Genomic DNA, 22,583 nt, shown 5'->3' with positions numbered 1-22,583 from the left:
CCACAGACCCAGATCGAGAGGACCACCCATGACCACCGAACCTCAAGACACCGCGCTCGTCGACCACCCCCTGGAGGTGCTGACCGACGCCGGGCTGACCCAGCCTCCGAGTCCGCTCGACCGCGTACGCACCGTGCTCCACCGCTATCCGGCACTGAGCCCCGCCCTCGTGCTGATCCTGTCGATGATCGCCTTCGGGCTGCTCAACGATCGGTTCCTGAGCACTGCCAACCTGTCCCTCGTCGTGCAGCAGGTCGCCGTGATCGGCGCGCTCGCGATCGGCCAGACGCTGATCGTCCTGACCGCCGGGATCGACCTGTCGGTCGGCGCAGCCATGATCCTGTCGACGCTCGTCGCCGCCGGCGTTGCGACCGACCACGGGTGGCCCGGGCCGCTCGCCCTGTTCGCGGCCCTCGTCATCGGCGTGGCCACCGGCGTCATCAACGGTGTGCTCGTGACCCGGCTCAACCTGCCGCCGTTCATCGTGACGCTCGGCACCTTCAACGTGTTCACCGCCGTCGCACTCCTCTACTCGGACGGCGCCACGACCCGCGGCATCGAGATGCCCGGCCTGTTGACCTGGACCGGCAAGTCCTTCACGGTCGGCGGCGCCCAGATCACGTACGGCGTGGTGCTGATGATCCTGCTCTACGTCGCAGTGGCCTTCGCACTGAGCCAGACCTCGTGGGGCCGCCACGTGTACGCCGTCGGCGACGACTCGGAATCGGCCCGCCTGAGCGGCATCCACGTCACCCGTGTCATCCTCAGCGTCTACGTCACTGCCGGCGCGTTGTTCGCAGCGGCCGGGTGGATCCTCATGGGCCGGGTCAACGCCGCGAGCCCCAACGCCGGCGTCGACGCCAACCTCGACTCGATCACCGCAGTGGTGATCGGAGGCACGAGCCTGTTCGGCGGCCGTGGCGCCTTGTGGGGCAGCCTGATCGGCGCCCTGATCGTCGGCGTGTTCCGCAACGGGCTCAGCCTCGCGGGATACGACCCCCTCTACCAGACCCTCGCCGTCGGTGTGCTCGTCATCGTCGCGGTCTCCGTCGACCAGTGGATCAGGAAGGCACGCGCATGACCACCTCCACAGCAACCAGCACCCCCATCCTCGAGGCCCGTGGCCTCGTCAAGACGTTCGGACACGTCGTCGGCCTGGCCGGCGTCGACCTCGAGCTGCACGCCGGCGAGGTGCTGGCGATCATCGGCGACAACGGCGCCGGCAAGTCCACGCTGATCAAGTGCCTGTCAGGCGCCTACACGCCGGACGCCGGGCAGATCCTCGTCGAGGGCCGGCCCGTCGAGTTCCACCGTCCCGACGACGCTCGCCGGGCGGGGATCGAGACGGTCTACCAGACCCTCGCCGTCTCGCCTGCGCTCGACATCGCGAGCAACTTGTTCCTCGGGCGGGAGCAGCGACTGCCGGGCGTACGCGGGTCGGTGTTCCGGATGCTCGACAAGAAGGGCATGCGTGACCGGGCCAAGCAGCAGGTCGAGGACCTCGGCATCTCCACGCTGCAGTCGATGACCCAGGCGGTCGAGAACCTCTCGGGTGGTCAGCGCCAAGCGGTGGCGGTCGCCCGCGCGGCGGCGTTCGGCTCCAAGGTCGTGATCCTGGACGAGCCGACGGCGGCACTCGGGGTACGCGAGTCGGCCCAGGTGCTACAGCTCGTTCGCGACCTGCGCGACCAGGGCATGCCGGTGATCCTCATCAGCCACGACATGCCGCAGGTGTTCGAGGTTGCCGACCGCATCCAGATCCAGCGACTCGGGCGCCGTGCGGCGGTCATCACGCCCCAGACGCACACACCGCAGGAGGCAGTGGCGATCATGACCGGCGCGATGGTCGTCACGTGATCCTCGTCGTGGGGGAGTCGCTCGTCGACATCGTGGTGAGGTCGGACGGCCGCCGGAGCGAGCACCCGGGTGGCAGCCCGGCGAACGTCGCCGTCGGCCTCGGCCGCCTGGGTCACCCGGTCATGCTGGCGACGAGCATCGGCGAGGACGAGCGTGGACAGGTCGTCCGGGCGGCCCTCGAGCGGGGCAACGTCAGGCTGGCGCCGCTGAGCGTGGGTCCGGGACCCACCTCGACGGCGACAGCATGGCTCGATGCTCGTGGCGCCGCGAGATATGACTTCGACATCACGTGGGACCCGGCGGGGCTCGACTCGGTGCCGATCGGACCTCTGGTGCACACAGGGTCGATCGCGGCCTACCTCGGCCCCGGTGCGGATGCCGTCGAGGACCTCGTCACGCGCGCGGCGGAGACGGCACTCGTCACGTTCGACCCCAACATCCGGCCGCGGCTGCTCGACGACCGCGACGCGGTGCTGGACCGCCTGAACCGGCTCGTCGGGTCGTGCGGCGTCGTCAAGGTCAGTGACGAGGACCTCGACTGGTTGCACCCGGGCATCGCGCCGACCGTCGTGGCGCGCAGCTGGATCGCCCTCGGTGCCGGCCTGGTCGTCATCACGGCCGGCGCGCGCGGTTCGTTCGCCGTACACGCGGCGGGCGAGGTGCACGTGGCCTCGTCGACGACGCCGGTCATCGACACCGTGGGTGCCGGCGACTCCTACATGTCGGGGCTGATCGACGCGATGACGACGACCGGACTGGTCGGGGTCGAGGGATCGGACCCGGCTGCCGGCGTCCGTGGGCTGTCGCTGTCCGACCTGCGGTCGTACATGCACCACGCCAACATCTCGGCGGCCATCACCGTCGGGCGGGCCGGCGCCGAACCGCCCACGCGCGACGAGCTGCCGCCGATCGCCGCCGCCTAGCGCTCGGGCTGGTCGGGCCCGCCGTCGACGCTGTCCTATGCTCGGACGCGATGGCGGGACGACCGCCCGACGACGCGGCTGGAGGCACGATGGGTGAGTTCGTACGACTCGAGGTCAGCGACGGGGTGGGCACGATCCGGCTCGACCGGCCCAAGATGAACGCCCTCGACGCGCAGATGCAGCGCGAGATCATCGAGGCGTGCGGGGAGGCCGACCGGCGCGACGACGTCTCCGCGGTCGTCGTCTACGGCGGCGAGCGCGCGTTCGCAGCCGGCGCCGACATCAAGGAGATGGCCGCGATGTCCTATCAGGACATCAGCCGGCACGCCCACCTCCTGCAGGCCTTCACCCGGTCGCTCGCCGCGCTCGGCAAGCCCACGGTCTCGGCGATCACGGGGTTCGCCCTCGGTGGTGGCTGCGAGGTGGCCCTGGCGACGGACGTACGCTTTGCCGCCGACAACGCCAAGCTCGGCCAGCCGGAGATCCTGCTGGGCATCATCCCCGGCGCGGGTGGCACCCAGCGCCTGGCCCGCCTCGTGGGGCCGGCCAAGGCCAAGGACCTGATCTACACGGGCCGGTTCATCGACGCGCACGAGGCGCTCGCGATCGGTCTCGTCGACCAGCTGCACCCCGCAGACGAGGTCTACCTCAAGGCCGTCGAGTGGGCGGCGCAGTTCGTCGGCGGCCCGGCCCTCGCGCTGCGCGCCGCCAAGAGCGCGGTCGACCGCGGACTCGAGGTCGACCTCCAGACGGGCCTCGAGATCGAGCGCTCGGAGTTCGCTGCGCTGTGGGCGACCGACGACCAGTCGGCAGGCATGGACTCGTTCATCGAGAACGGTCCCGGCAAGGCGACGTTCACAGGCAGCTGAGCGGTTCGACCCGTCCCAACGGGGTACTCGCACCCCCATGCGCACGACTCTGCTCCTGGCCCGCATGCTCGCAGCCCGCGGCCTGACGATCTTCGACCCGCCCCGCCAGTTGCGGGTGCGGGCCGCCTACGTGACCACCGGTTTGGAGAGCCGCCCCGCCACCGGGGATGCTGGACCTCATGGCCGCGACCGACGACGCTGACGCGCTGAGCCGGCTCGCCGCCGCCCACGGCGTCGCCATGGCGTACGAGGGCTCCGACCGTGAGGTCGTGACGGTCGACGACGAGATCGTGGTCGCGGTGCTGGCCCGGCTCGACGTCGACGCCAGCAGCCCCGAGTCGATCGAGCGGGAGCTCGGGCTCGTCGAGGCCGAGCTCGCCCGGCGGCCGCTGCCTGCCACGATCGCCGTGACGCACGGGACGGCGCGTGAGGTCGGTGCCGCCGGCCGGCTGCTGCTCGAGGACGGCTCCGAGCTCGCTGTGGAGGGCGAGCTGCCCGCTGACCTGCCCCTCGGCTGGCACCGCTTCGTCACCCGTGACCAGGAGGTCACGGTCGTCGTCGCGCCGGACCGTATGCCGGAGGTCCCCCGCACGTGGGGATGGATGCTGCAGCTGTACGCCCTGCGGTCCGCCGCGTCGTGGGGGATGGGTGACTACGGCGACCTCGCCGAGACGGCTCGCCGCTCCGGCGCCGAGCAGGGTGCCGGGGTGCTGCTGGTCAACCCGGTGCAGGCGTTCATGCCCTCGCATCCTCTGGAACGCTCGCCCTACTCACCGGCGAGCCGGCGCTTCGCCAACCCGCTCTACCTCCGGGTCACCGACACCGCAGCGTTTGCGGCCGCCGACGACCGCACGCGCGAGGACGTCCTCGCGCTGCTGCCCGACCAGGACACCGAGCTGATCGACTACGACGGCGTGTGGGCGGCCAAGCTCGCCGCCCTCGAGCTGCTGTGGGTCCATGCCGGCACGATCGACCGCGACGACCCCGACCTCGACGCGTACGCGACATTCGCCGCGCTGGCCGAGCTGCACGGCGCCGACTGGCGCGAGTGGCCCGACGAGCTGCATGATCCCGAGGGCGACGCCGTCGCCGAGGCGCGTCTGTCGCTGGGCCACCGCATCGACTTCCATGCCTGGCTCCAGGTGCTCTGCCGCGAGCAGCTCGACGCCGCTCGTGCGGCCGCGCGTGACGCCGGCATGGCGGTCGGCATCGTCCATGACCTGCCGGTCGGCGTGCACCCTGGTGGTGCCGACGCGTGGGCGCTACAGGACACCTTCGCCTCCGACGTACGCGTGGGATGCCCCGCAGATGCCTTCAACCCGCTCGGCCAGGACTGGGGGCTGCCGCCGTGGCGCCCCGACAAGCTCGCCGCGTCGGGGTATGCGCCGTTCCGCGACGTGATCCGCAGCGTCCTGCGACACGGCGACGGCATCCGCATCGACCACATCGCCGGCCTGTGGCGCCTGTGGTGGATCCCGCCGGGCGAGCCCGCGCACCGCGGGACGTACGTGCACTACGACTCCGACGTCATGCTCGCGGTCCTGACGCTCGAGGCCCATCGCGCCGGCGCGATCGTCGTCGGCGAGGACCTCGGCACGGTCGAGGAGGTCGTCACCGAGACGATGCACCAGCGCGGCATCCTGAGCTCGGCGGTGCTGTGGTTCGAGCGCGACTGGGACGCGCCGGGTCAGCCACACCTCCGGCCGCAGGACTGGGAGCCCGAGACGATGGCCAGCATCAGCACGCACGACCTGCCGACCGTCGCCGGCTGGCTGCAGGACGAGCGCATCCGCGTCCAGGCCGACCTCGGGCTGCTCGACGGGCCGGCCGACGAGGCGTACGACCGGGCGGAGGCCGACCGGGAGGCACTGTTCGACCTGGTGAAGGCCGAGGGCATCCGGGCCGACGACCCGGTCGTCGCGCTGCACGCGGTCATCGCGCGCGCGGCGTCGCGGCTCGTGCTCAGCTCGCCCGCCGACGCGGTCGGTCAGCTCCAGCAGCCCAACCTCCCGGGCACCGTCGACGAGTATCCCAACTGGCGCATCCCACTTCCCGTCGATCTCGACGCGTTCTTTGCCGATGAGCGGGTACACGCGGCCGTGGCCCCGCTCCGTGCGGCCCGGCCAGCATCATGACCGACATCCACGAGGGAGAATCCGTGCAGCCTTGGCCCGGCAGGTCCTATCCGTTGGGCGCGACGTTCGACGGCACCGGCACCAACTTCGCGCTGTTCTCCGAGGCGGCGGAGTTCGTCGAGCTCTGCCTGTTCGACGAGGACGGCACCGAGACTCGAGTGCGGCTCGAGGAGGTCGACGGGTTCGTCCACCACGGCTTCCTGCTCGGCGTCGGCCCCGGCCAGCGCTACGGCTACCGCGTCCACGGGCCGTACGACCCCGCCAGCGGCTTGCGCTGCAACCCTCACAAGCTGCTGATCGACCCCTATGCCAAGGCGATCGGCGGCGAGCTCGACTGGGACCCGGCACTGTTCGCGTACGACCTCGAGAACCCCGAGGAGCGCAACGACGACGACTCGGCCGGTCACGTGCCGTTCTCGCTGGTGGTCAACCCGTTCTTCGACTGGGCCAACGACCGGCAGCCTCGTACGCCCTACAACGAGACCGTGATCTATGAGGCACACGTCAAGGGCCTGACCCAGACGCACCCGGACGTCCCCGAGAGCCTCCGCGGGACGTACGCCGGCATCGCGCACCCGGCGATCGTCGCGCACCTGAAGTCGCTGGGCGTCACCGCGATCGAACTGCTGCCGGTGCACCAGTTCATCACCGACCACTACCTGTCCGAGAAGGGCCTGACCAACTACTGGGGCTACAACACGATCGGCTTCTTCGCGCCGCACGACGCGTACGCCTCCCGTCCCGGCCGCCAGGTCGAGGAGTTCAAGGGCATGGTGCGGGCGCTGCACCAGGCCGACATCGAGGTCATCCTCGACGTCGTCTACAACCACACGGCCGAGGGCAACCACCTCGGCCCGACGTTGTCGATGCGCAGCATCGACAACTGCGCCTACTACCGCCTCGTCGAGGACGACGAGCAGCACTACATGGACTACACCGGCACCGGCAACTCGCTCAACGTGCGCAGCCCGCAGACGCTCCAGCTCATCATGGACTCGCTGCGCTACTGGGTCACCGAGATGCACGTCGACGGCTTCCGGTTCGACCTCGCCGCGACGCTCGCGCGGGAGTTCTACGACGTCGACAAGCTCGCGACGTTCTTCGAGCTCGTGCAGCAGGATCCCGTCGTCAGCCAGGTCAAGCTCATCGCCGAGCCGTGGGACGTCGGCCCCGGCGGCTACCAGGTCGGCGGGTTCCCGCCCCAGTGGACCGAGTGGAACGGGCTCTACCGCGACACGGTCCGCGACTTCTGGCGCGGCGAGCCGGCAACCCTCGGCGAGTTCGCGTCCCGCATCACGGGGTCGTCAGACCTCTACCAGGACAACGGCCGGCGCCCCTACGCCTCGATCAATTTCGTGACGGCGCACGACGGGTTCACGCTGACCGACCTCGTGTCCTACAACGACAAGCACAACGAGGCCAACGGCGAGGACGGGCGTGACGGCGCCGACGACAACCGCTCGTGGAACTGCGGCGTCGAGGGGCCGACTGACGACGTCGAGGTGCTGGAGCTGCGCCACCGCCAGCGCCGCAACCTGCTGGCCACGATGCTGCTGTCGCAGGGCGTCCCGATGGTGCTGCACGGCGACGAGCTCGGGCGCACGCAGGGCGGCAACAACAACGTGTACTGCCAGGACAACGAGATCGCGTGGGTCGACTGGAGCCTCGAGAACGACGAGACCGAGCTCCTCGACTTCACCGCGTCGCTGACCGCGTTCCGGCGGCGGCACCCGGTGTTCCGGCGCCGGCGCTTCTTCCAGGGCAAGCCGATCCGCAAGGCCGACGAGCTGCGCGACATCGCCTGGTTCACGCCGTCGGGCGAGGAGATGAAGGAGCAGAACTGGGACGACGCCTTCGGCCGCTCGATCGCGGTGTTCCTCAACGGTGACGCGATCGCGGACCGCGATGTGCGTGGCATGCGGATCACCGACGACTCGTTCCTGCTGGCGTTCAACGCGCACCACGAGGACATCGAGTTCACGCTGCCCGACGGCGACTACGGCGCGACGTGGACCGTCGTCGTCGACACCGCGACGGGCGCCGTGGAGCAACCCGGCGGCGACATGTTCGACGCGGGGGCCGCGCTCAACGTGTCGGCGCGGTCACTGGTCGTGCTGCAACGGGTGGCGACATGATCCCGGCGTCCACCTATCGGCTGCAGCTGCGGCCCGACTTCGACTTCGCCGACGCGCGTGCCGTCGTCGGCTACCTGCGCGACCTCGGCATCGGTGCCGTGTACGTCTCGCCGGTGCTCGAGGCGACGCCTGGCTCGACACACGGCTACGACGTCACCGACCCGACACGTATGCGCGAGGAGCTGGGCGGCGAGGACGGCTTCCGCTCGCTCACGGCCGCCGCCCGGGAGGCCGGGCTCGGCGTCGTCGTCGACATCGTGCCCAACCACATGTCGGTTGAGGTCCCGTCGGCCAACCCGTGGTGGCACAGCGTGTTGCGTGAGGGCGAGGCGTCCGCCTATGCGAACTACTTCGACATCGACTGGTCACGCGGTCGCCTGCTGGTGCCGGTGCTGGGCTCGGCCGACGACCTCGCGAAGCTCACGGTCGAGGGCGACGAGCTGGTCTATTTCGACCACCGCTTCCCGATCGCCCCTGGCACGGGCCAGGGGACGCCGCAGGACGTTCACGACCGGCAGCACTACGAGCTCGTCGACTGGCGCCGGGGCAACACCGAGCTCAACTATCGCCGGTTCTTCGACATCACGACCCTGGCCGCGGTGACGGTCGAGCGGCCCGAGGTGTTCGAGGACACCCACCGCGAGATCCTCACGTGGGTCAACGCGGAGGAGGTCACCGGGCTGCGGATCGACCACCCCGACGGGCTCGCCGACCCCGGAGCGTACGTCCGACGGCTGCGGGACGCCGCGCCCAACGCCTGGATCGTCATCGAGAAGATCCTGCACCCCGGCGAGCACCTGCCGGAGAGCTGGCCGGTCGAGGGCACGACGGGCTACGACGCGATGCGCGAGACGTTCGGCGTCCTGCTCGATCCGACCGGCGAGGCGACGTTCACCAAGCTCGCGGACCGGCTCGGCGTCCGTACGGACTACGCCGCCGTAGAGGAGGAGGCCAGGCGTCTCGTCACCGATCGGATCCTCGTCGCCGAGGTCCGCCGGATCGCCGGGTTGCTCGAGGATGTGGAGACCGAGGCAGCGCGGGCCGCCGTCGCCGAGACGATGATCGCGTTCGGCGTCTATCGGTCCTACCTGCCTGAGGTGGCATCGACCTGGACCGACGCGATCGAGCGCGCGCGGGGTCGTCGGGCGGATCTCGACGCGGCGCTCACCGCCCTCGACGACCACGTGCGCGCAGATCCGGAGGGCGAGCTCGCGACGCGCATCCAGCAGACCTCGGGCATGGTCGTCGCCAAGGGCACCGAGGACACGACGTTCTACCGGTTCACCCGCTTCGCGGCGCTCAACGAGGTCGGCGGATCGCCCGACGTCTGGGGCATGGGCGTCGACGAGTTCCACAGGCTCGCCGCCGAGCGTGACGCCGGCCAGCCTGCGACCATGACGGGGCTGACGACCCACGACACCAAGCGGTCGGAGGACACCCGCGCCCGCATGGTCGTGCTGGCCGAGGTCGCGGACGACTTCGCCGACGCCGTCGACTCGTGGACCGAGCGGTGCGGCATCGACGAGCCGTCCCTCAACCTGCTGGCGTGGCAGACGCTCGTCGGCGCCTGGCCGATCAGCGACGAGCGACTCGGCGACTACCTGCGCAAGGCTGCGCGCGAGTCCAAGCTCCGTACGACCTGGACCGAGCCGGACGAGGAGTTCGAGAAGTCGGTGGCGGCGTGGCCCGCCCGCGTACGCGATGAGGTCGGCGCCGAGGTCGAAGCCTTCGTCCGCCGGATCGAGGCGCCGGGCTGGTCCAACTCGCTGACCCAGAAGCTCGTCCAGCTCACCGCGCCGGGCGTGCCGGACGTCTATCAGGGCACGGAGCTGTGGGACTTCTCTCTCGTCGACCCGGACAACCGTCGCCCGGTCGACTACGACCTCCGCCGCGAGATGCTCGCCAGGTTCGACGAGGGTCTCGTGCCCGACCTCGACGTCTCGGGCGCGACCAAGCTGTTCGTCGTGCACCGCACACTGACCCTGCGCCGCGACCGTCCTGAGCTGTTCGAGGGCTATCGTGCCCTGCACGCCGAGGGCCCGGCCGCGGCGCACGCGCTGGCCTACGCCCGCAGCGAGGACCTCGTGGTCGTCGGCACCCGACTGCCGGTTGGCCTCGAACGCGCAGGCGGCTGGGACGACACCACCCTGACCCTCCCCGAAGGGGAGTGGACCGACGTCATCACGGGCTCGTCGGTCGACGGGGGACCGGTCGAGCTCGCCGACCTGCTGAGCCGCTATCCCGTCGCGCTGCTCGTCAAGCTCACTTGACCGCCCCGCCCGTGATGCCGGAGATGATGCGGCGCTGGGCGACGACGAACACGACCAGCAGCGGGATGCTCATCTGCACGACGTACGCGAAGATCAGGTTCCAGTTGTTGAGGTAGACCCCGGCGCTCGCGACCTGGAACAGGTTGAGCGGCAGCGTGTCCATCCGGCCGCCGACCACGAAGAACGCGAAGAACACGTCGTTCCAGATGTAGAGGCAGATGAGGATCGTCGCCGTGGCGAGGACGGGACGCAGCAGCGGCAGGATGATGGTGAAGAAGATGCGGATCGGCCCGGCGCCGTCGACCCGGGCGGCCTCTTCGAGCTCGTGCGGGATCGTGCGGATGAACCCGGTGATGAAGAAGATCGCGGTCGACATGTAGATGCCGACGTACACCAGCACCATGCCGGCCAGCGTCCCCGCGAGGCTGATCTGCCGCAGCAGCAGCACCAGGGTGATGACCGCGGGCGGGATGACGATGCCGCTGATCGCGACGGCGTAGATCGTCGACAGCCAGATGCTGCTGCGGCGGGCGAGCACCCACGACGCCATCGAGCCGAACAGCAGCACGATCACGACGGCAGGCACCACGATCATGACGCTGCCGAGGAAGGCGTCGATGACGCGACCGTCGGTGAACGCCCGGCGGTAGTTGCTGAGGAAGTGCCATCCGTCTGTCGGCAGCGCCAGCGACGGGTTGAGGGCGTCGCCCTGCGACTTCGCCGAGGTCACGAGGACCAGCCACAGCGGGATGCCGATGACGACGGCCACGAGCGTCAGCGCGGCGACGGGCTGGACCAGCCTGGTGCGCGGGCGGCGGGAAACGGCGCGGCTGCTCACAGCACACGCTCCCTTCGTCGAAGCATGATGATCGTCGGGAACGCCATGAGCGCCACGACGACCACGAGCACGAGGCTCATGGTGGTGGCCTGGGCGAAGAGGCCCTGACCGAACGTGCGATAGATGAAGATGTTGAGGATCTCGGTGGTCTGGCCCGGCCCGCCGCCGGTCGTCGCCTGCACGATGTCGAAGCTGTTCATCGAGCCGAGCAGCGCCGTGGCGACGTTGAACGTCACCGCGGGGGCGAGGTAGGGGAACTTGATCAGCCGGAACGTCTGCCAGCGGCCGGCACCGTCGAGGCGGGCCGCCTCCAGCACGTCGCTGTTGATGGTCTTGAGCCCCGCGAGATAGATCAGCATCGCAAGCCCCATCCACTTCCACGAGTGGATGATCGTGAGCCACAGCAGCGTGAGGTGGGTGTCGTTCAGCCAGCCGTACGTCACGTCCTGCCCGGAGATGAACGACAGGGCCGCGTTGACGGAGCCCTCGGGCTTGAGCAGCGCCTGGAAGACGTACCCGACGGCCAGCGCCGACATCAGCACGGGGATGAACACCATCGTGCGCGCGAATCGGTTGATCCTGGTGTCGGCCTCCAGCAGCAACGCCAGCCCGAGCCCGAACAGGTTCTGGAAGATCGCGACCAGGAGCGCGTAGATCACGTTGATCTTGAGGTCGTTGAGCAGGACCCCGTTGCTGAGCACGTTGTCGAAGTTGCGTAGTCCGACGAAGTTGATCTGGCTCTTGAAGCTCGACCAGTCGGTGAATGCGTACACGAGGTTGTAGACGCTCGGCACGAAGAAGAACACGACCATCACGGCGATGGCAGGGATCAGGAACGCGGCCGGCTGGCCCGGCTTCTGTCGCCGGTTGCCGCGGGAGGTTCGGGGCGTGGGAGGTGGTGCGCTGGCGCGCCCGGTGAAGGCGGGCGCGCCAGCGGTGTCGGCAGGCGTCCAAGTGTTCGCGGACATTCGGAAACGATCCCTTCAGATCTCTTGGTCGACTGCCACCCGGCTCAGAAGCCGGGGGTCCCGATGGCCTGCGCCAGCTGGGCGAACTGGGCCTGAGTGGTCTCGGCGACCTTGCTCGGGCTGGCCTGTCCGGCGAGCATGTTGGCGAGGTTGAGGTAGAGGTCCGGATTGACCACGGCGAGGACCTGCATCGAGCCGACCGAGTTGCCGATCGAGTCGGCGTTCGCGCTCAACGCCTCGGGCACGGTCGCCGGGGTGTCGACGCCCTCCTGGATCGACACAGTGTTGAGCGACTTGATGAAGCCGGGGTAGGCCGAGCCCATCCAGTACGACAGGAACTGGCGAGCGGCGGCCTCACGCTTGGCGTCCCCGGTCTTGAACGCGACGAGCGCGTTGGACTGGTCGGGGATGACCGTGCCGACGTTGCCCTTGGGCGAGATCGGGAAGAATCCGATCTTCTTGTTGAGCTCCGCGGTGTCGGACTGCGCCTGCATCTGGCTGAAGAACGTGTTGACCTGGATCGCCATCGCGGCATCGCCGTCGAGCAGCGCCTTGCTCTGGTCGACGAACGTCGCCGAGGCGTAGTTCTTGTTGAACAGGCCCTCGTCGACGAGGCTCTTGTACCTCTTGATCGCGTCGAGGATCGTCGGATCGGTGAACTTCTCCTCGTTCTTGTTCACCTTGTCCCACAGGCCGGCCTTGGCGGCATCGGCGAGCTGCACCTGGACCCACCACTGGGTGGCCCACTTGTCGCCGCCCATCTCGTAGAACGGCACCCCGCCCTTGGCCTTGATCGTCTTGGCGTCGGCGACCATCTCGTCGAAGTTCTTGGGGGTGTCGGTGATGCCGTACTTGGCGAAGACCTCCTTGTTGTACCAAACGCCCTCGACGGCGGGCACCGTCACGAGCGCGGCGTAACGCGTCTTGTCGAGGATGCCTGTGGAGTCCTTGAGCGCCGGCTTGTACTTGTCGATGAACGGCGCACCGTCGAGCGACTGCAGGTTCTGCTTCGCGTTGATCGCGGTGAGCTGCGACGCCGTGGGCTGCCAGAACGCGAGATCGGGCTTGTCACCGGAGGCGACCTTGGTCTGCACACTCTGCTCGTACGGGTCGGGCACCGTGACGATCTTGATCTTCGCGCCGGTCTTCTGCTCGAAGTCCGCGGCGACCTGCTTCGCGACGGCGTTGCTGTTCTGCGCCGCCCAGATCGTCAGGTTGACCCCGTCGAGCTTGGCCGTCTCGGCGGGCCAGGCGGACGCGGTCTTCTTGGTGCCGGAGTCGTCGCTGCCCCCGCCGGGGTCGCTGCATGCGGTGGTCAGCAGCCCGACCGCCGTCAGGGCGATCAGGGTCTTGTGCAGTCTCTTCATCGGTCTTCCTTGTGTCGTGGTTCGGCTCCGGCGCCGGCGGCGCGAAGGTGCTGCGGTGGTGGTGTCGTCCGCGCAGCGGTACGCCCTTGGGGGGCCGGACCGGTGCTCTCGCGGACGATCAAGGCGGGCGACGCGAGCGGCGCCCGCTCCTCTGTCGAGCCAGACCCGAGTTCAAGCAGCTCGAACGCGCGGCGTCCCAAGGCCGCGAAGTCGAACCTGACGGTGGTCAGGGCGGGGGTGAAGTAGGGGGCAGCGGGCACGTCGTCGAAGCCGACCACGCTGACGTCCTCGGGCACCTTCAGGCCCAGGTCGTTGGCCGCGCGGATCACGCCGAGCGCCTGGTCGTCGTTGCCGCACAGGACGGCGGTGACGTCGGGATCGAGCAGCAGCTCGCGGGCGGCGTCGTACGCGCCGGCGATCGACCAGCCGTGTGGCTGCACGACCTCCGGGACCGGAGCGCCGGCGGCTTCGAGCGCTTGCTTCCAGCCACGCTCGCGATCACCGACGGGGGAGGACGACGGGATCGCGACGTGGTGCACGGTCCGGTGGCCCAGGTCCAACAGGTGCTCGGTCGCCGTGCGGGCGGCGGCGGTGTCGTCGTACCACGTCAGTCGTGGGCTCTCCGCCAGTGACGACTGCCGGCCCAGCCACGACTCCGCGGCGCCGGCCCAGCTGACCGTCGCCGGCAGCGCCTCGAGAGCCTGCGATCCCTCGCGATCGAACGCCAGGACGATGACTGCGCCAGAGCGCGGGTCGCTGACCTGGTCGACCGCGGCGGCGATGTCCTCAGGGCTGTCCGACGGGAGCACCCGGATGGCGACATGCACGCCCGCCGCGCGGGCCGCCACCTCGATGCCGCCGAGGGTCTCGGCATAACCGAACAGGTTGGTGTTCGAGGTCAGGACCGTCACGGCGCGGTCCATCCCATTGGCCAGGGCGCGGGCGGCGCGGTTGGGCCGATAGCCCAGCTCGGCCATCGCCGCGGTGACCTTGTCGCGTGCCTTCTGGCTGACGTTGGGGTGATGGTTGATCACCCGCGAGACGGTCTGGTAGGACACCCCGGCGGCCTTGGCGACGTCGCGAATCGACGCCGCTGAAGGGGCGGGTTCTTTTTCGTCCTCGGCATTGTGACCGGTCACAAACATGGCTAGAGTGTGAGCGCTAACACACTGTCGGCGCAAGGCCTCTTCCGAAAAATTTCGTGGCCACCGCCAGAAATCCCTCTCATTGGAGTCAGATCTTGTCCTCAGACGCGATTCGTTGGTCGCCGGGCCCGCTGGTGGTCACGCTGTCAGTCGCCGACGGCGCGCCCAGCCTCATGCGGGTCGAGATCGATGGGCGCCCGGCGATCTGCCCGGCATCGCCGCTCCCGCTGATCGAGATCGGCGTGGTCGGCAGCGGTCGCTCCTGGTCGGCTCGGCGCTACATCGACTCCGTGGCCGGGCACCGGCTGGCGTACCAGCACCATGCGGTCGAGCAGACCGCTTCGGGGGAGCGTCTCGTCGTCACGAGTGAGGACCCGGTGACGGGACTGCAGGTCACCACGACGTTGTCGACGTTGCGTGGCCAGGGTGTGCTGGCTCTCCAGTCCCGCATCGTCAACGGCGGTGACGTCGACGTCGACCTGTCCTGGGTCAGCTCGGCAACCTGGGGCGGCGCTCTGGCGAACTCACCGGTCGAGTCGCTGCGGCTCTGGTGGGCCGAGAACGACTGGCTCGCCGAGAACCGGTGGTTCTCTGCCGGCGCGCGTCAGCTGCTGCCGGATCTCACCCGGTCGGTGCACGAGCACGATCCTCGCGGCGCCTTCACCCGGACCGCGCTCGGCGCCTGGTCGACCGATGGCAGCCTGCCGCTCGGCGTGCTCGTCGACGAGTCGACCGGCACCGCGATCGGCTGGCAGATCGAGCACAACGGGCCATGGCACTGGCAGGCCGGCGAGCGTACGGACGGGGTCTACGTCAGCCTGCTCGGGCCGACCGAGGCCGAGCACGACTGGTACGCCCGGCTGTCGCCCGGCGACGAGCTCACCACGGTTCCGGTGACGATCGCCCTCGCGTCCGACGGTTACGAGGGCGTCATGGCCGGCCTGACCGCCGCTCGTCGCGCGATGCGCCGGACCCATCCCGACCACAACGGGTTGCCGGTCGTGTTCAACGACTACATGAACACGCTGATGGGTGACCCGACGACCGACAAGCTGCTCCCGCTGATCGAGGCGGCCGCCGTCGTCGGCGCCGAGACGTTCTGCATCGACGCCGGCTGGTACGACGACGACTCGGTCGGCTGGTGGGACAGCGTCGGCGCCTGGGAACCGTCGACCACGCGGTTCCCCGACGGGGGCCTGACCGCGGTGCTGCAGCGCATCCGCGACCGTGGCATGGTCGCCGGGCTGTGGCTCGAGCCAGAGATGGTCGGTCTGCGCAGTCCGGTCGCCGAGGCGCTGCCGGACGAGGCGTTCTTCCTGCGGCACGGCCGGCGCGTCGTCGAGCACGAGCGCTACCACCTCGACCTGCGTCATCCGCTGGCCCGCAAGCACCTCGACGAGGTCGTCGACCGGCTCGTCGGCATGGGCGTCGGCTACTTCAAGTTCGACTACAACATCAACATCGGCACGGGCACCGACCACGACGCGCTCAGCGCCGGGGCCGGCCTGCTGGAGCACAACCGCGCCTACCTCGAATGGGTCGACGCGGTGCTCGATCGGCACCCCGACGTGACGCTCGAGAACTGTGCCTCCGGCGGCCTCCGAGTCGACTACGCGATGCTGTCGCGGCTGCAGATGCAGTCGACCAGCGATCAGCAGGATCCGCTGCGCTACCCGTCGATCGCCGCGGCGGCCGCAGCAGCGGTGGCTCCGGAGCAGGCGGCGAGCTGGTCGTACCCGCAGCCTGAGTTCACCGACCAGCAGATCGCGTTCACCATGAGCACCGGCCTGCTGGGACGGGTGCACCTGTCGGGGCACCTCGACAAGATGACCGGCAGTCAGCGCGATCTGGTCGCCGAGGCGGTCACTGCGTACCAGTCACACCGCGAATTCATCGGCCGTTCGGTGCCGTTCTGGCCGCTCGGGCTGCCTGGCTGGGACGACGAGTGGGTCGCCCACGGACTGCACGACGGCACCAGTGCCCTCGTGACGGTGTGGCGGCGGGGCGGGTCGAGCTCGAACGTGCTGGCATTGCCTGGTTGGGTCCAGGGGCTGCCGGTGAGGGTCGTCTATCCGGTCGCGACCGATGCGAGCGTCGCCATGGCTGACGGCGTCGCAGCGTTGGAGATCACGCTGCCGCACGCCCACCAGGCGGTGACGATCGCCATCGGCCGCGACTGAGACGCCAGCGGTCCGGATAGTGGCCCGGCATGATCACCCGAGATGTCGCACCCGGAGTCACGGGCATCACCCAGGCGTCCACCAACTGCTACCTGGTCGAGGCTGACGACGGCCTGTCGTTCGTCGATGCCGGACTGCCGCGCACCTGGGCGCTGGCCGATCAAGCGGTGCGCGACAGCGGACACGCGTGGTCGGACGTGCGCGCGATCGTGCTGACCCATGCCCACTTCGATCACCTGGGTTTCGCCGCACGGGCGCATGAGGAGCACGGTGTCGCGGTGTGGGTCCATGACGGGGATGTCCGCATCGCCAAGCACCCGTACCGCTACCAGCCCGGCCGGCCCAGGCTCCTCTACCCACTGACCCATCCACGCGCAATCCCTCACCTGACGGCGATGACGGCCGCAGGCGCCTTGCGGGTCAAGGGTGTTCCCTCCGTGACCACCTTCCAGGACGGCGACGTGCTGCCGGTGCCGGGACGACCCCACGTCATCGCGACGCCGGGCCACACCGACGGGCATTGCGCCTTGCACCTGGCTGACCGCGACGCCATCTTCACGGGCGACGGCCTCGTCACCCTCGACCCATACACCGGACGCACGGGCCCGCGCATCGTCGCGCGGGCCGGGACCAAGGACCGCGAGACGGCGGTCGAATCGCTGGATGCGATGGCGGAGACGCGGGCCACGATCGTGCTGCCTGGGCATGGCGAACCCTGGACGGCCGGTGTTGTCGGGGCCGTCCAGCAGGCATGGCGAGCAGGTGCTGCCTGACCTAGGGTCGCCAGCGGTGGTTGCGTTGCCAGAGTCCGCCGGGGGTTTTGATTTCGATGATGCCGTCGGGGGCTTGGCGGAATTGCCAGTGTTCGTCGTGGGCTTGGTGGTGGTGGCGGGAGCACAGGAGTGTCCCGTCGTTGATGTTGGTGGTGGCGCCGTTGGCCCAGTTGTTGCGCCAGTGGTGGCCTTCGCACCAGCCTGGTGGTGCTTCGCATCCGGGGGTGATGCAGCCGAGGTCGCGGTTGGCGATCGCGACCCGCTGGGCGGGGGTGAACAAGCGTTTGGCGCGGCCCATGTCCAACGGCAACGCTTGGCCGTCGAAGACCATGGGCAGGATGCCGTGGTTGCAGGCCAGGCGTCGTAGTTCGCTGGAGCTGATCCGGGTGCCGGTGGTGAGCGTGGCGGCGCCGACGCGCTTCTTGAGGTCGTTGAGGTCGATGTTGACCGTGATGACGGCCGGGGTGCCGCCGGTGGTGGGGAGCTTGTCGGTGGGCAACCTCTCGATGAGGTGCGCGAACGCGCGACCCATCCGCTGTGGGTAGGTGAGCTCGTCCTGGTCGCGTTCTTGTTCGGCGGTGAGGTGGCGGCGTCTGGGTGCGGCGATCGCGTCGAGCGCGGATTTGAGCATCTCGCCGTGCAGGGCTGGGAGGCGTCCGCCGAATCGCCAGGTGCCGTCCTGGTCGTCGACCAACCAGGCCTCGGTCCGTGCCCAGGCCCGGCGTTCCCGTGCCCGCAAGGCTTCGTCCTCATCGACTTTGGCGTCGGCAGGCTGCTTGAACGCGTCACTGATCCGCAGCGCCCGTTGGCGCAGGTCCTTGATCGGGAACCGCTTGGCGTCAGCAATCAGGCTCTTTTCACACGCCGCCCGCTGATCTGCGGTCACACCGTCGGGGAGGTCGGCCATCGTCCCGGCGATGACTGCGGCCTGGGTCTCGGCCAGCTCACCAGCAGCCAACGCGTCCTCGGTCCTGGGTGCCGCCGACAGTGCCTTGGCGACCCGGACCGATCGGTCGGCTTCCCACTTGTCACGCCCGAACCCGCGCGCCAGGACTTCACCGGTGCGGGTCTTGTCACCCAGACCGGCATCCAGAGCGCGTACGGCTGCGAGCTCCTGGGCGGTGATGCGGGCTTTGAGCCGCCGCAACCGCTCCACCGCGTGACGTCGCATCGCCGGGTCAAGAGAGGCGTATGCCTCGACCGGCATCTCGTCGAGCACGGCATCGAGCGCGTCCAGGCAACCCACCAACGGTGGCGGTGCTGGGACGAGCTCGGCGACCATGATCCCCCGATCACTAGAACATATGTTCGACCGATTCCAATCTAGACCACGCCTCGGACACTGTCCATGAGGAGAAATCGAGGTGTGGACAACCGGCGGACTGGTCTCCGAGATGCCGCTGTGGAGGCCGCCACTAGGCTCGAATCATGGACTTCAGATATCTCGGGAACAGCGGCCTCAAGGTCAGCGAAATCATCTACGGCAACTGGCTCACGCACGGCTCGCAGGTCGAGAACGACGCGGCACTGGCCTGCGTACGGGCGGCCCTCGACTCGGGCATCACGACGTTCGACACCGCCGACGTCTATGCCAACACCAAGGCCGAGTCCGTCCTCGGCGAGGCGCTCAAGGGCGAGCGCAGGGCGTCGCTGGAGATCTTCACCAAGGTCTACTGGCCGACCGGTCCCGGCGGACCCAACGACACTGGCCTCTCGCGCAAACACATCATGGAGTCGATCAACGGCTCGCTCGAGCGGCTCGGCACCGACTACGTCGACCTCTACCAAGCGCACCGCTATGACGTCGAGACGCCGCTCGAGGAGACCATGCAGGCGTTCGCCGACGTGGTCCGCCAGGGCAAGGCGCTCTACATCGGCGTCAGCGAGTGGACCGCCGACCAGATCCGCGCCGGCCACGCGCTCGCGCAGGACCTCGGCATCCAGCTGATCTCCAACCAGCCTCAATACTCCATGCTCTGGCGCGTCATCGAGTCCGAGGTCGTCCCGGCGAGCAAGGAGCTCGGCATCTCGCAGATCGTCTGGTCGCCGATCGCGCAGGGCGTGCTCAGCGGCAAGTACAAGCCGGGCGCCGCACCGCCCGAGGGCAGCCGCGCGACCGACGAGAAGGGCGGCGCCGACATGATCAAGCGTTTCCTCGACGACGAGGTTCTGACCGCGGTGCAGAAGCTCCAGCCGATCGCCGACGGCCTCGACATCATGATGGCGCAGCTCGCCGTCGCCTGGGTGCTCGCCAACGACAACGTCGCCGCGGCGATCGTCGGCGCCTCGCGGCCCGAGCAGGTCGAGTCCAACGCGCAGGCGTCGGGCATCACGCTCGACGACGACGTGCTCAAGGCGGTCGACGAAGCACTCGGCGACCTGCCGGAGACCGATCCGGCGCAGACCAAGTCGCCGTCGGCCCGCGTCGTCTGAGCATGGCCGTCACGGTCTGGTGCCCCGACCTGCAGCGCGTACGCCTGCGGGTCGGCGGCGCCGATCACGAGATGCGGTCCGGCGACGGGGGTTGGTGGCACGCTGACATCGACGTCCCGCCCGGCACCGACTACGCGTTCTTGCTGGGCGATGACGACACCCCACTGCCCGACCCGCGCTCGCAGTGGCAGCCCGGCGGGGTGCACGGAGCCTCCAGGACGTACGACCACGGGGCCTTCGCGTGGAGCGACTCCACGTGGGAGGGGCGTGCGCTCGAGGGCTCGGTGATCTACGAGCTGCACATCGGGACGTTCACTCCTGGACGTACGTTCGACGCTGCCATCGAGCGGCTCGACCACCTCGTCGACCTCGGCATCGACCTCGTCGAGGTGCTGCCGGTCAACTCGTTCGACGGCGATGCCGGCTGGGGCTACGACGGGGTGCTGTGGGGCGCGGTGCACGAGCCGTACGGGGGACCGGACGGCTTCAAGCGGTTCGTCGACGCATGCCATGCGCGGGGGCTCGGGGTCGTGCTCGACGTCGTCTACAACCACCTCGGGCCATCGGGCGCCTACCTCGACCGCTTCGGCCCCTACTTCGCCGGCCAGAACGACTGGGGACCCGGGCTCAACCTCGACGGGCCGCAGTCCGACGAGGTGCGGCGCTACGTGCTCGACAACGCTCTCGGCTGGCTCGAGCACTTCCACGTCGACGCGTTGCGGCTCGATGCCGTGCACGCCCTGGCTGATCGTCGGGCGCTGACGCTGCTCGAGGAGCTGTCGGCGGAGACCTCCCGTATGTCGGCCGTCCTCGGTCGCCCGCTGACCTTGATCGCGGAGTCCGACCTCAACGACCCGCGCATGGTCACGCCGCGCTCGTCGAATGGGCTCGGCATGGACGCGCAGTGGTCCGACGACCTGCACCACGCGCTGCACGTACGGCTGACGGGGGAGACCGACGGCTACTACGCCGATTTCGCCGCGCCCGGAGCGCTGGCGACGACGTTGCGTGGCGCCTTCTTCCACGCCGGCACCTGGTCGTCGTTTCGCGAACGTACGCATGGCCGTCCCGTCGACACCTCTCTGCTCACCGGCACCTCGTTCCTGGCGTACCTGCAGAACCATGACCAGATCGGCAACCGCGCGACCGGCGACCGCATCTCGGCGTCCATCTCGCCGGGGCTACAGGCATGCGGTGCGGCGATCGTGCTGCTGAGCCCGTACACGCCGATGCTGTTCATGGGGGAGGAGTGGGCGGCCAGCACGCCGTGGCAGTTCTTCGCCTCGTTCCCCGACCCCGAGCTCGCCGAGGCCGTACGCACCGGTCGTCGCCGCGAGTTCGGCCGGCACGGGTGGGGCGAGTCGGAGGTGCCCGACCCGATGGACCCGGCCACCGTCTCGCGCTCCACGCTCGACTGGTCCGAGCTCTCGTCACCTGAGCACGCGTCGATGCTCGACCTGTATCGCTCCCTGATCGCCCTGCGCCGCTCACGCCCCGAGCTGGCCGACCCGTCGCTGGACGGTCTCGTCGTCGAGGTCGCTGACGACGACTCCTGGCTCGTCATGCACCGTGGCTCCTTGCGCGTCCTGGTCAACTTCGCGGAGGAGTCGTTCGAGGTACGGTCGCCGGACGACGTCCTGTTCTCCTGGGGGTGACGACTGCTGTCCGGCTAGCGCGCCGGATCGTCCTTGTCCCGTGCCAGCCGGCTGCGTCGATCCTCTTCTCGCTTGGAGTACGTCGCGGCGCGGATGGCGTCGTCCGACTCCAACCCGCTCCCGAGGCCGCCGCCGACCGTCGCCGCGGACGCCACGAACCACGCAAGTACGAACTGCTCCTGATGGCCGAAGGATCTGTTCAGGTAGCCGCCCATCACGGACGGGTCGAGGACGAACAACGCCCAGACGAGGTTGACGAGATAGAGCGCCACGTAACAGATGACCACGCCGGCGGTCAGGGTGATCAGCGTCGAGGTGTTGTAGAGACGAGACCGATCCCGAGCCTCGGATGAGTCGTCGTCGGGGCGATCCCACAGCTCGCCATCGATCACTAGCCAGGCGACGACAAGGGTGATGGAGGCGATCGTGGCGATCATCAGCCGCCACCACGACAACGAGTCAGCGAGCAGCCACACCGTCGAGTTGATCGTGGCGACGGCCCCGGTCGCGAGTGCCGCGACGAGCGCGGACTTGAGTCCGGGCACGAGGAGCCACGGACGGTTCGCCAGCACCATGCCGAGGAGCACGCGCCAGCGGCCGCCGAGTCGCGCGAGCGGAACGCGGCGTTCCTCCTGTGTCGACGAGTCGGCCAACCCTTCGACGAGCTCGCCGACGGCGTGTCTCGCACGAGCCTCCAGGCGAAAGCCGCCCAACGCTGGCAGCGACAGCACGGCCGTCCGTTGCTCAGGATCGGTCTGGACGAGCAGGTAGCGGCTGTCGTCGTCGCGCAGGGGAAGTTCGGTCAGGCCGACCACGAGGTCCCAGTCATGGCCCTCAGCCTCGTCGCGCAGGCGGTCCAGAGCGGTGTCGACGTCCTCGCAGTCGACCGTGAATGGTTCGCTCACCACGTCGATGTCCCAGCTGCCCGGGTCGTCACCGCTCGGCGGATCGAGGTCACCGAGCTCGCGTGCGATCTGGGTGGGCAGGGCTGGGTCGGCGACCAGTCCGACGTGAAGCTGCTTCATGCCAGCGGAC

17 protein-coding genes are annotated in these 22,583 nt (G+C 69.2%); 11 read left to right on the top strand and 6 right to left on the bottom strand.

Annotated elements, in window-relative coordinates; genetic code table 11:
* Positions 1 to 28 precede the first annotated feature (28 nt).
* The 7 genes from ASC61_RS00790 (at position 29) to treY (ending at position 10,189) form a co-directional block, all read left to right on the top strand.
* On the top strand, positions 29 to 1,081 hold the full coding sequence (locus ASC61_RS00790) for an ABC transporter permease (RefSeq protein ID WP_082530366.1): 1,053 nt from the start codon (positions 29 to 31) through the stop codon (positions 1,079 to 1,081).
* The gene (locus ASC61_RS00785; protein WP_056207984.1) at positions 1,078 to 1,857 is read left to right on the top strand and encodes an ATP-binding cassette domain-containing protein; all 780 of its coding nucleotides are present in this window, start codon (positions 1,078 to 1,080) and stop codon (positions 1,855 to 1,857) included. Before ASC61_RS00790 ends, ASC61_RS00785 begins: the two co-directional genes overlap by 4 nt.
* On the top strand, positions 1,854 to 2,780 hold the full coding sequence (locus ASC61_RS00780; RefSeq protein WP_056207981.1) for a carbohydrate kinase family protein: 927 nt from the start codon (positions 1,854 to 1,856) through the stop codon (positions 2,778 to 2,780). The genes ASC61_RS00785 and ASC61_RS00780 overlap by 4 nt, the downstream gene beginning before the upstream one ends.
* Positions 2,781 to 2,830: 50 nt before the next feature.
* Positions 2,831 to 3,649 carry an enoyl-CoA hydratase/isomerase family protein gene (locus ASC61_RS00775; protein ID WP_442854205.1) on the top strand — a complete coding sequence of 273 codons (819 nt, stop codon included), beginning with the start codon at positions 2,831 to 2,833 and terminating at the stop codon, positions 3,647 to 3,649.
* Positions 3,650 to 3,828: 179 nt separating this feature from the next.
* Positions 3,829 to 5,784, top strand: a complete 1,956-nt coding sequence (malQ, locus tag ASC61_RS00770) for a 4-alpha-glucanotransferase (protein ID WP_056215098.1) — start codon at positions 3,829 to 3,831, stop codon at positions 5,782 to 5,784.
* The gene (glgX, locus tag ASC61_RS00765; protein ID WP_082530365.1) at positions 5,781 to 7,919 is read left to right on the top strand and encodes a glycogen debranching protein GlgX; all 2,139 of its coding nucleotides are present in this window, start codon (positions 5,781 to 5,783) and stop codon (positions 7,917 to 7,919) included. The genes malQ and glgX overlap by 4 nt, the downstream gene beginning before the upstream one ends.
* Positions 7,916 to 10,189 (top strand): malto-oligosyltrehalose synthase, encoded by a 2,274-nt coding sequence (gene treY / locus ASC61_RS00760; protein WP_056207976.1) that lies wholly within the window; start codon positions 7,916 to 7,918, stop codon positions 10,187 to 10,189. Before glgX ends, treY begins: the two co-directional genes overlap by 4 nt.
* Here the strand turns inward: treY and ASC61_RS00755 are convergent.
* Genes ASC61_RS00755 through ASC61_RS00740 form a run of 4 tightly spaced genes read right to left on the bottom strand, consistent with a single transcriptional unit; the run spans position 10,182 to position 14,507 of the window.
* Positions 10,182 to 11,027, bottom strand: a complete 846-nt coding sequence (locus ASC61_RS00755; RefSeq protein WP_056207973.1) for a carbohydrate ABC transporter permease — start codon at positions 11,025 to 11,027, stop codon at positions 10,182 to 10,184. The two genes, treY and ASC61_RS00755, sit on opposite strands and share 8 nt — an antisense overlap.
* Positions 11,024 to 11,995 (bottom strand): carbohydrate ABC transporter permease, encoded by a 972-nt coding sequence (locus ASC61_RS00750; protein WP_200935361.1) that lies wholly within the window; start codon positions 11,993 to 11,995, stop codon positions 11,024 to 11,026. The genes ASC61_RS00755 and ASC61_RS00750 overlap by 4 nt, the downstream gene beginning before the upstream one ends.
* Before the next feature lie 44 nt (positions 11,996 to 12,039).
* Positions 12,040 to 13,362: an ABC transporter substrate-binding protein gene (locus ASC61_RS00745; protein ID WP_056207969.1), complete on the bottom strand. Its 1,323-nt coding sequence runs from the start codon at positions 13,360 to 13,362 to the stop codon at positions 12,040 to 12,042.
* Positions 13,359 to 14,507 (bottom strand): LacI family DNA-binding transcriptional regulator, encoded by a 1,149-nt coding sequence (locus ASC61_RS00740; RefSeq protein ID WP_082530364.1) that lies wholly within the window; start codon positions 14,505 to 14,507, stop codon positions 13,359 to 13,361. Before ASC61_RS00740 ends, ASC61_RS00745 begins: the two co-directional genes overlap by 4 nt.
* A 95-nt stretch (positions 14,508 to 14,602) precedes the next feature.
* Between ASC61_RS00740 and ASC61_RS00735 the strand changes: the two genes are divergently transcribed.
* Together ASC61_RS00735 and ASC61_RS00730 are read left to right on the top strand one after the other, a co-directional pair.
* Positions 14,603 to 16,687, top strand: coding sequence for an alpha-galactosidase (locus ASC61_RS00735; RefSeq protein WP_200935360.1), 2,085 nt, complete (start codon positions 14,603 to 14,605; stop codon positions 16,685 to 16,687).
* A 29-nt stretch (positions 16,688 to 16,716) separates the two neighbouring features.
* On the top strand, positions 16,717 to 17,460 hold the full coding sequence (locus ASC61_RS00730; RefSeq protein ID WP_056207964.1) for an MBL fold metallo-hydrolase: 744 nt from the start codon (positions 16,717 to 16,719) through the stop codon (positions 17,458 to 17,460).
* Position 17,461: 1 nt separating this feature from the next.
* Here ASC61_RS00730 and ASC61_RS00725 read toward each other — a convergent pair whose 3' ends face one another.
* Complete coding sequence (locus tag ASC61_RS00725; protein ID WP_056207962.1) at positions 17,462 to 18,742, bottom strand: HNH endonuclease signature motif containing protein; 1,281 nt, start codon at positions 18,740 to 18,742, stop codon at positions 17,462 to 17,464.
* A 146-nt stretch (positions 18,743 to 18,888) separates the two neighbouring features.
* Here ASC61_RS00725 and ASC61_RS00720 point away from each other — a divergent pair, with 146 nt between their 5' ends.
* Positions 18,889 to 19,893 (top strand): aldo/keto reductase family protein, encoded by a 1,005-nt coding sequence (locus tag ASC61_RS00720; protein ID WP_056207959.1) that lies wholly within the window; start codon positions 18,889 to 18,891, stop codon positions 19,891 to 19,893.
* 2 nt (positions 19,894 to 19,895) lie between these two features.
* The gene (gene treZ, locus ASC61_RS00715; RefSeq protein WP_056207956.1) at positions 19,896 to 21,548 is read left to right on the top strand and encodes a malto-oligosyltrehalose trehalohydrolase; all 1,653 of its coding nucleotides are present in this window, start codon (positions 19,896 to 19,898) and stop codon (positions 21,546 to 21,548) included.
* Positions 21,549 to 21,562: 14 nt separating this feature from the next.
* On the opposite strand, the gene ASC61_RS00710 is transcribed toward treZ, so the two are convergent.
* On the bottom strand, positions 21,563 to 22,573 hold the full coding sequence (locus tag ASC61_RS00710) for a hypothetical protein (RefSeq protein ID WP_056207953.1): 1,011 nt from the start codon (positions 22,571 to 22,573) through the stop codon (positions 21,563 to 21,565).
* Positions 22,574 to 22,583: the final 10 nt, after the last annotated feature.

Origin of the sequence: Aeromicrobium sp. Root344 (genome assembly GCF_001425755.1) — a bacterium.
Lineage (GTDB): Bacteria > Actinomycetota > Actinomycetes > Propionibacteriales > Nocardioidaceae > Aeromicrobium.
This window is presented reverse-complemented; position numbering and strand designations above follow the sequence as displayed.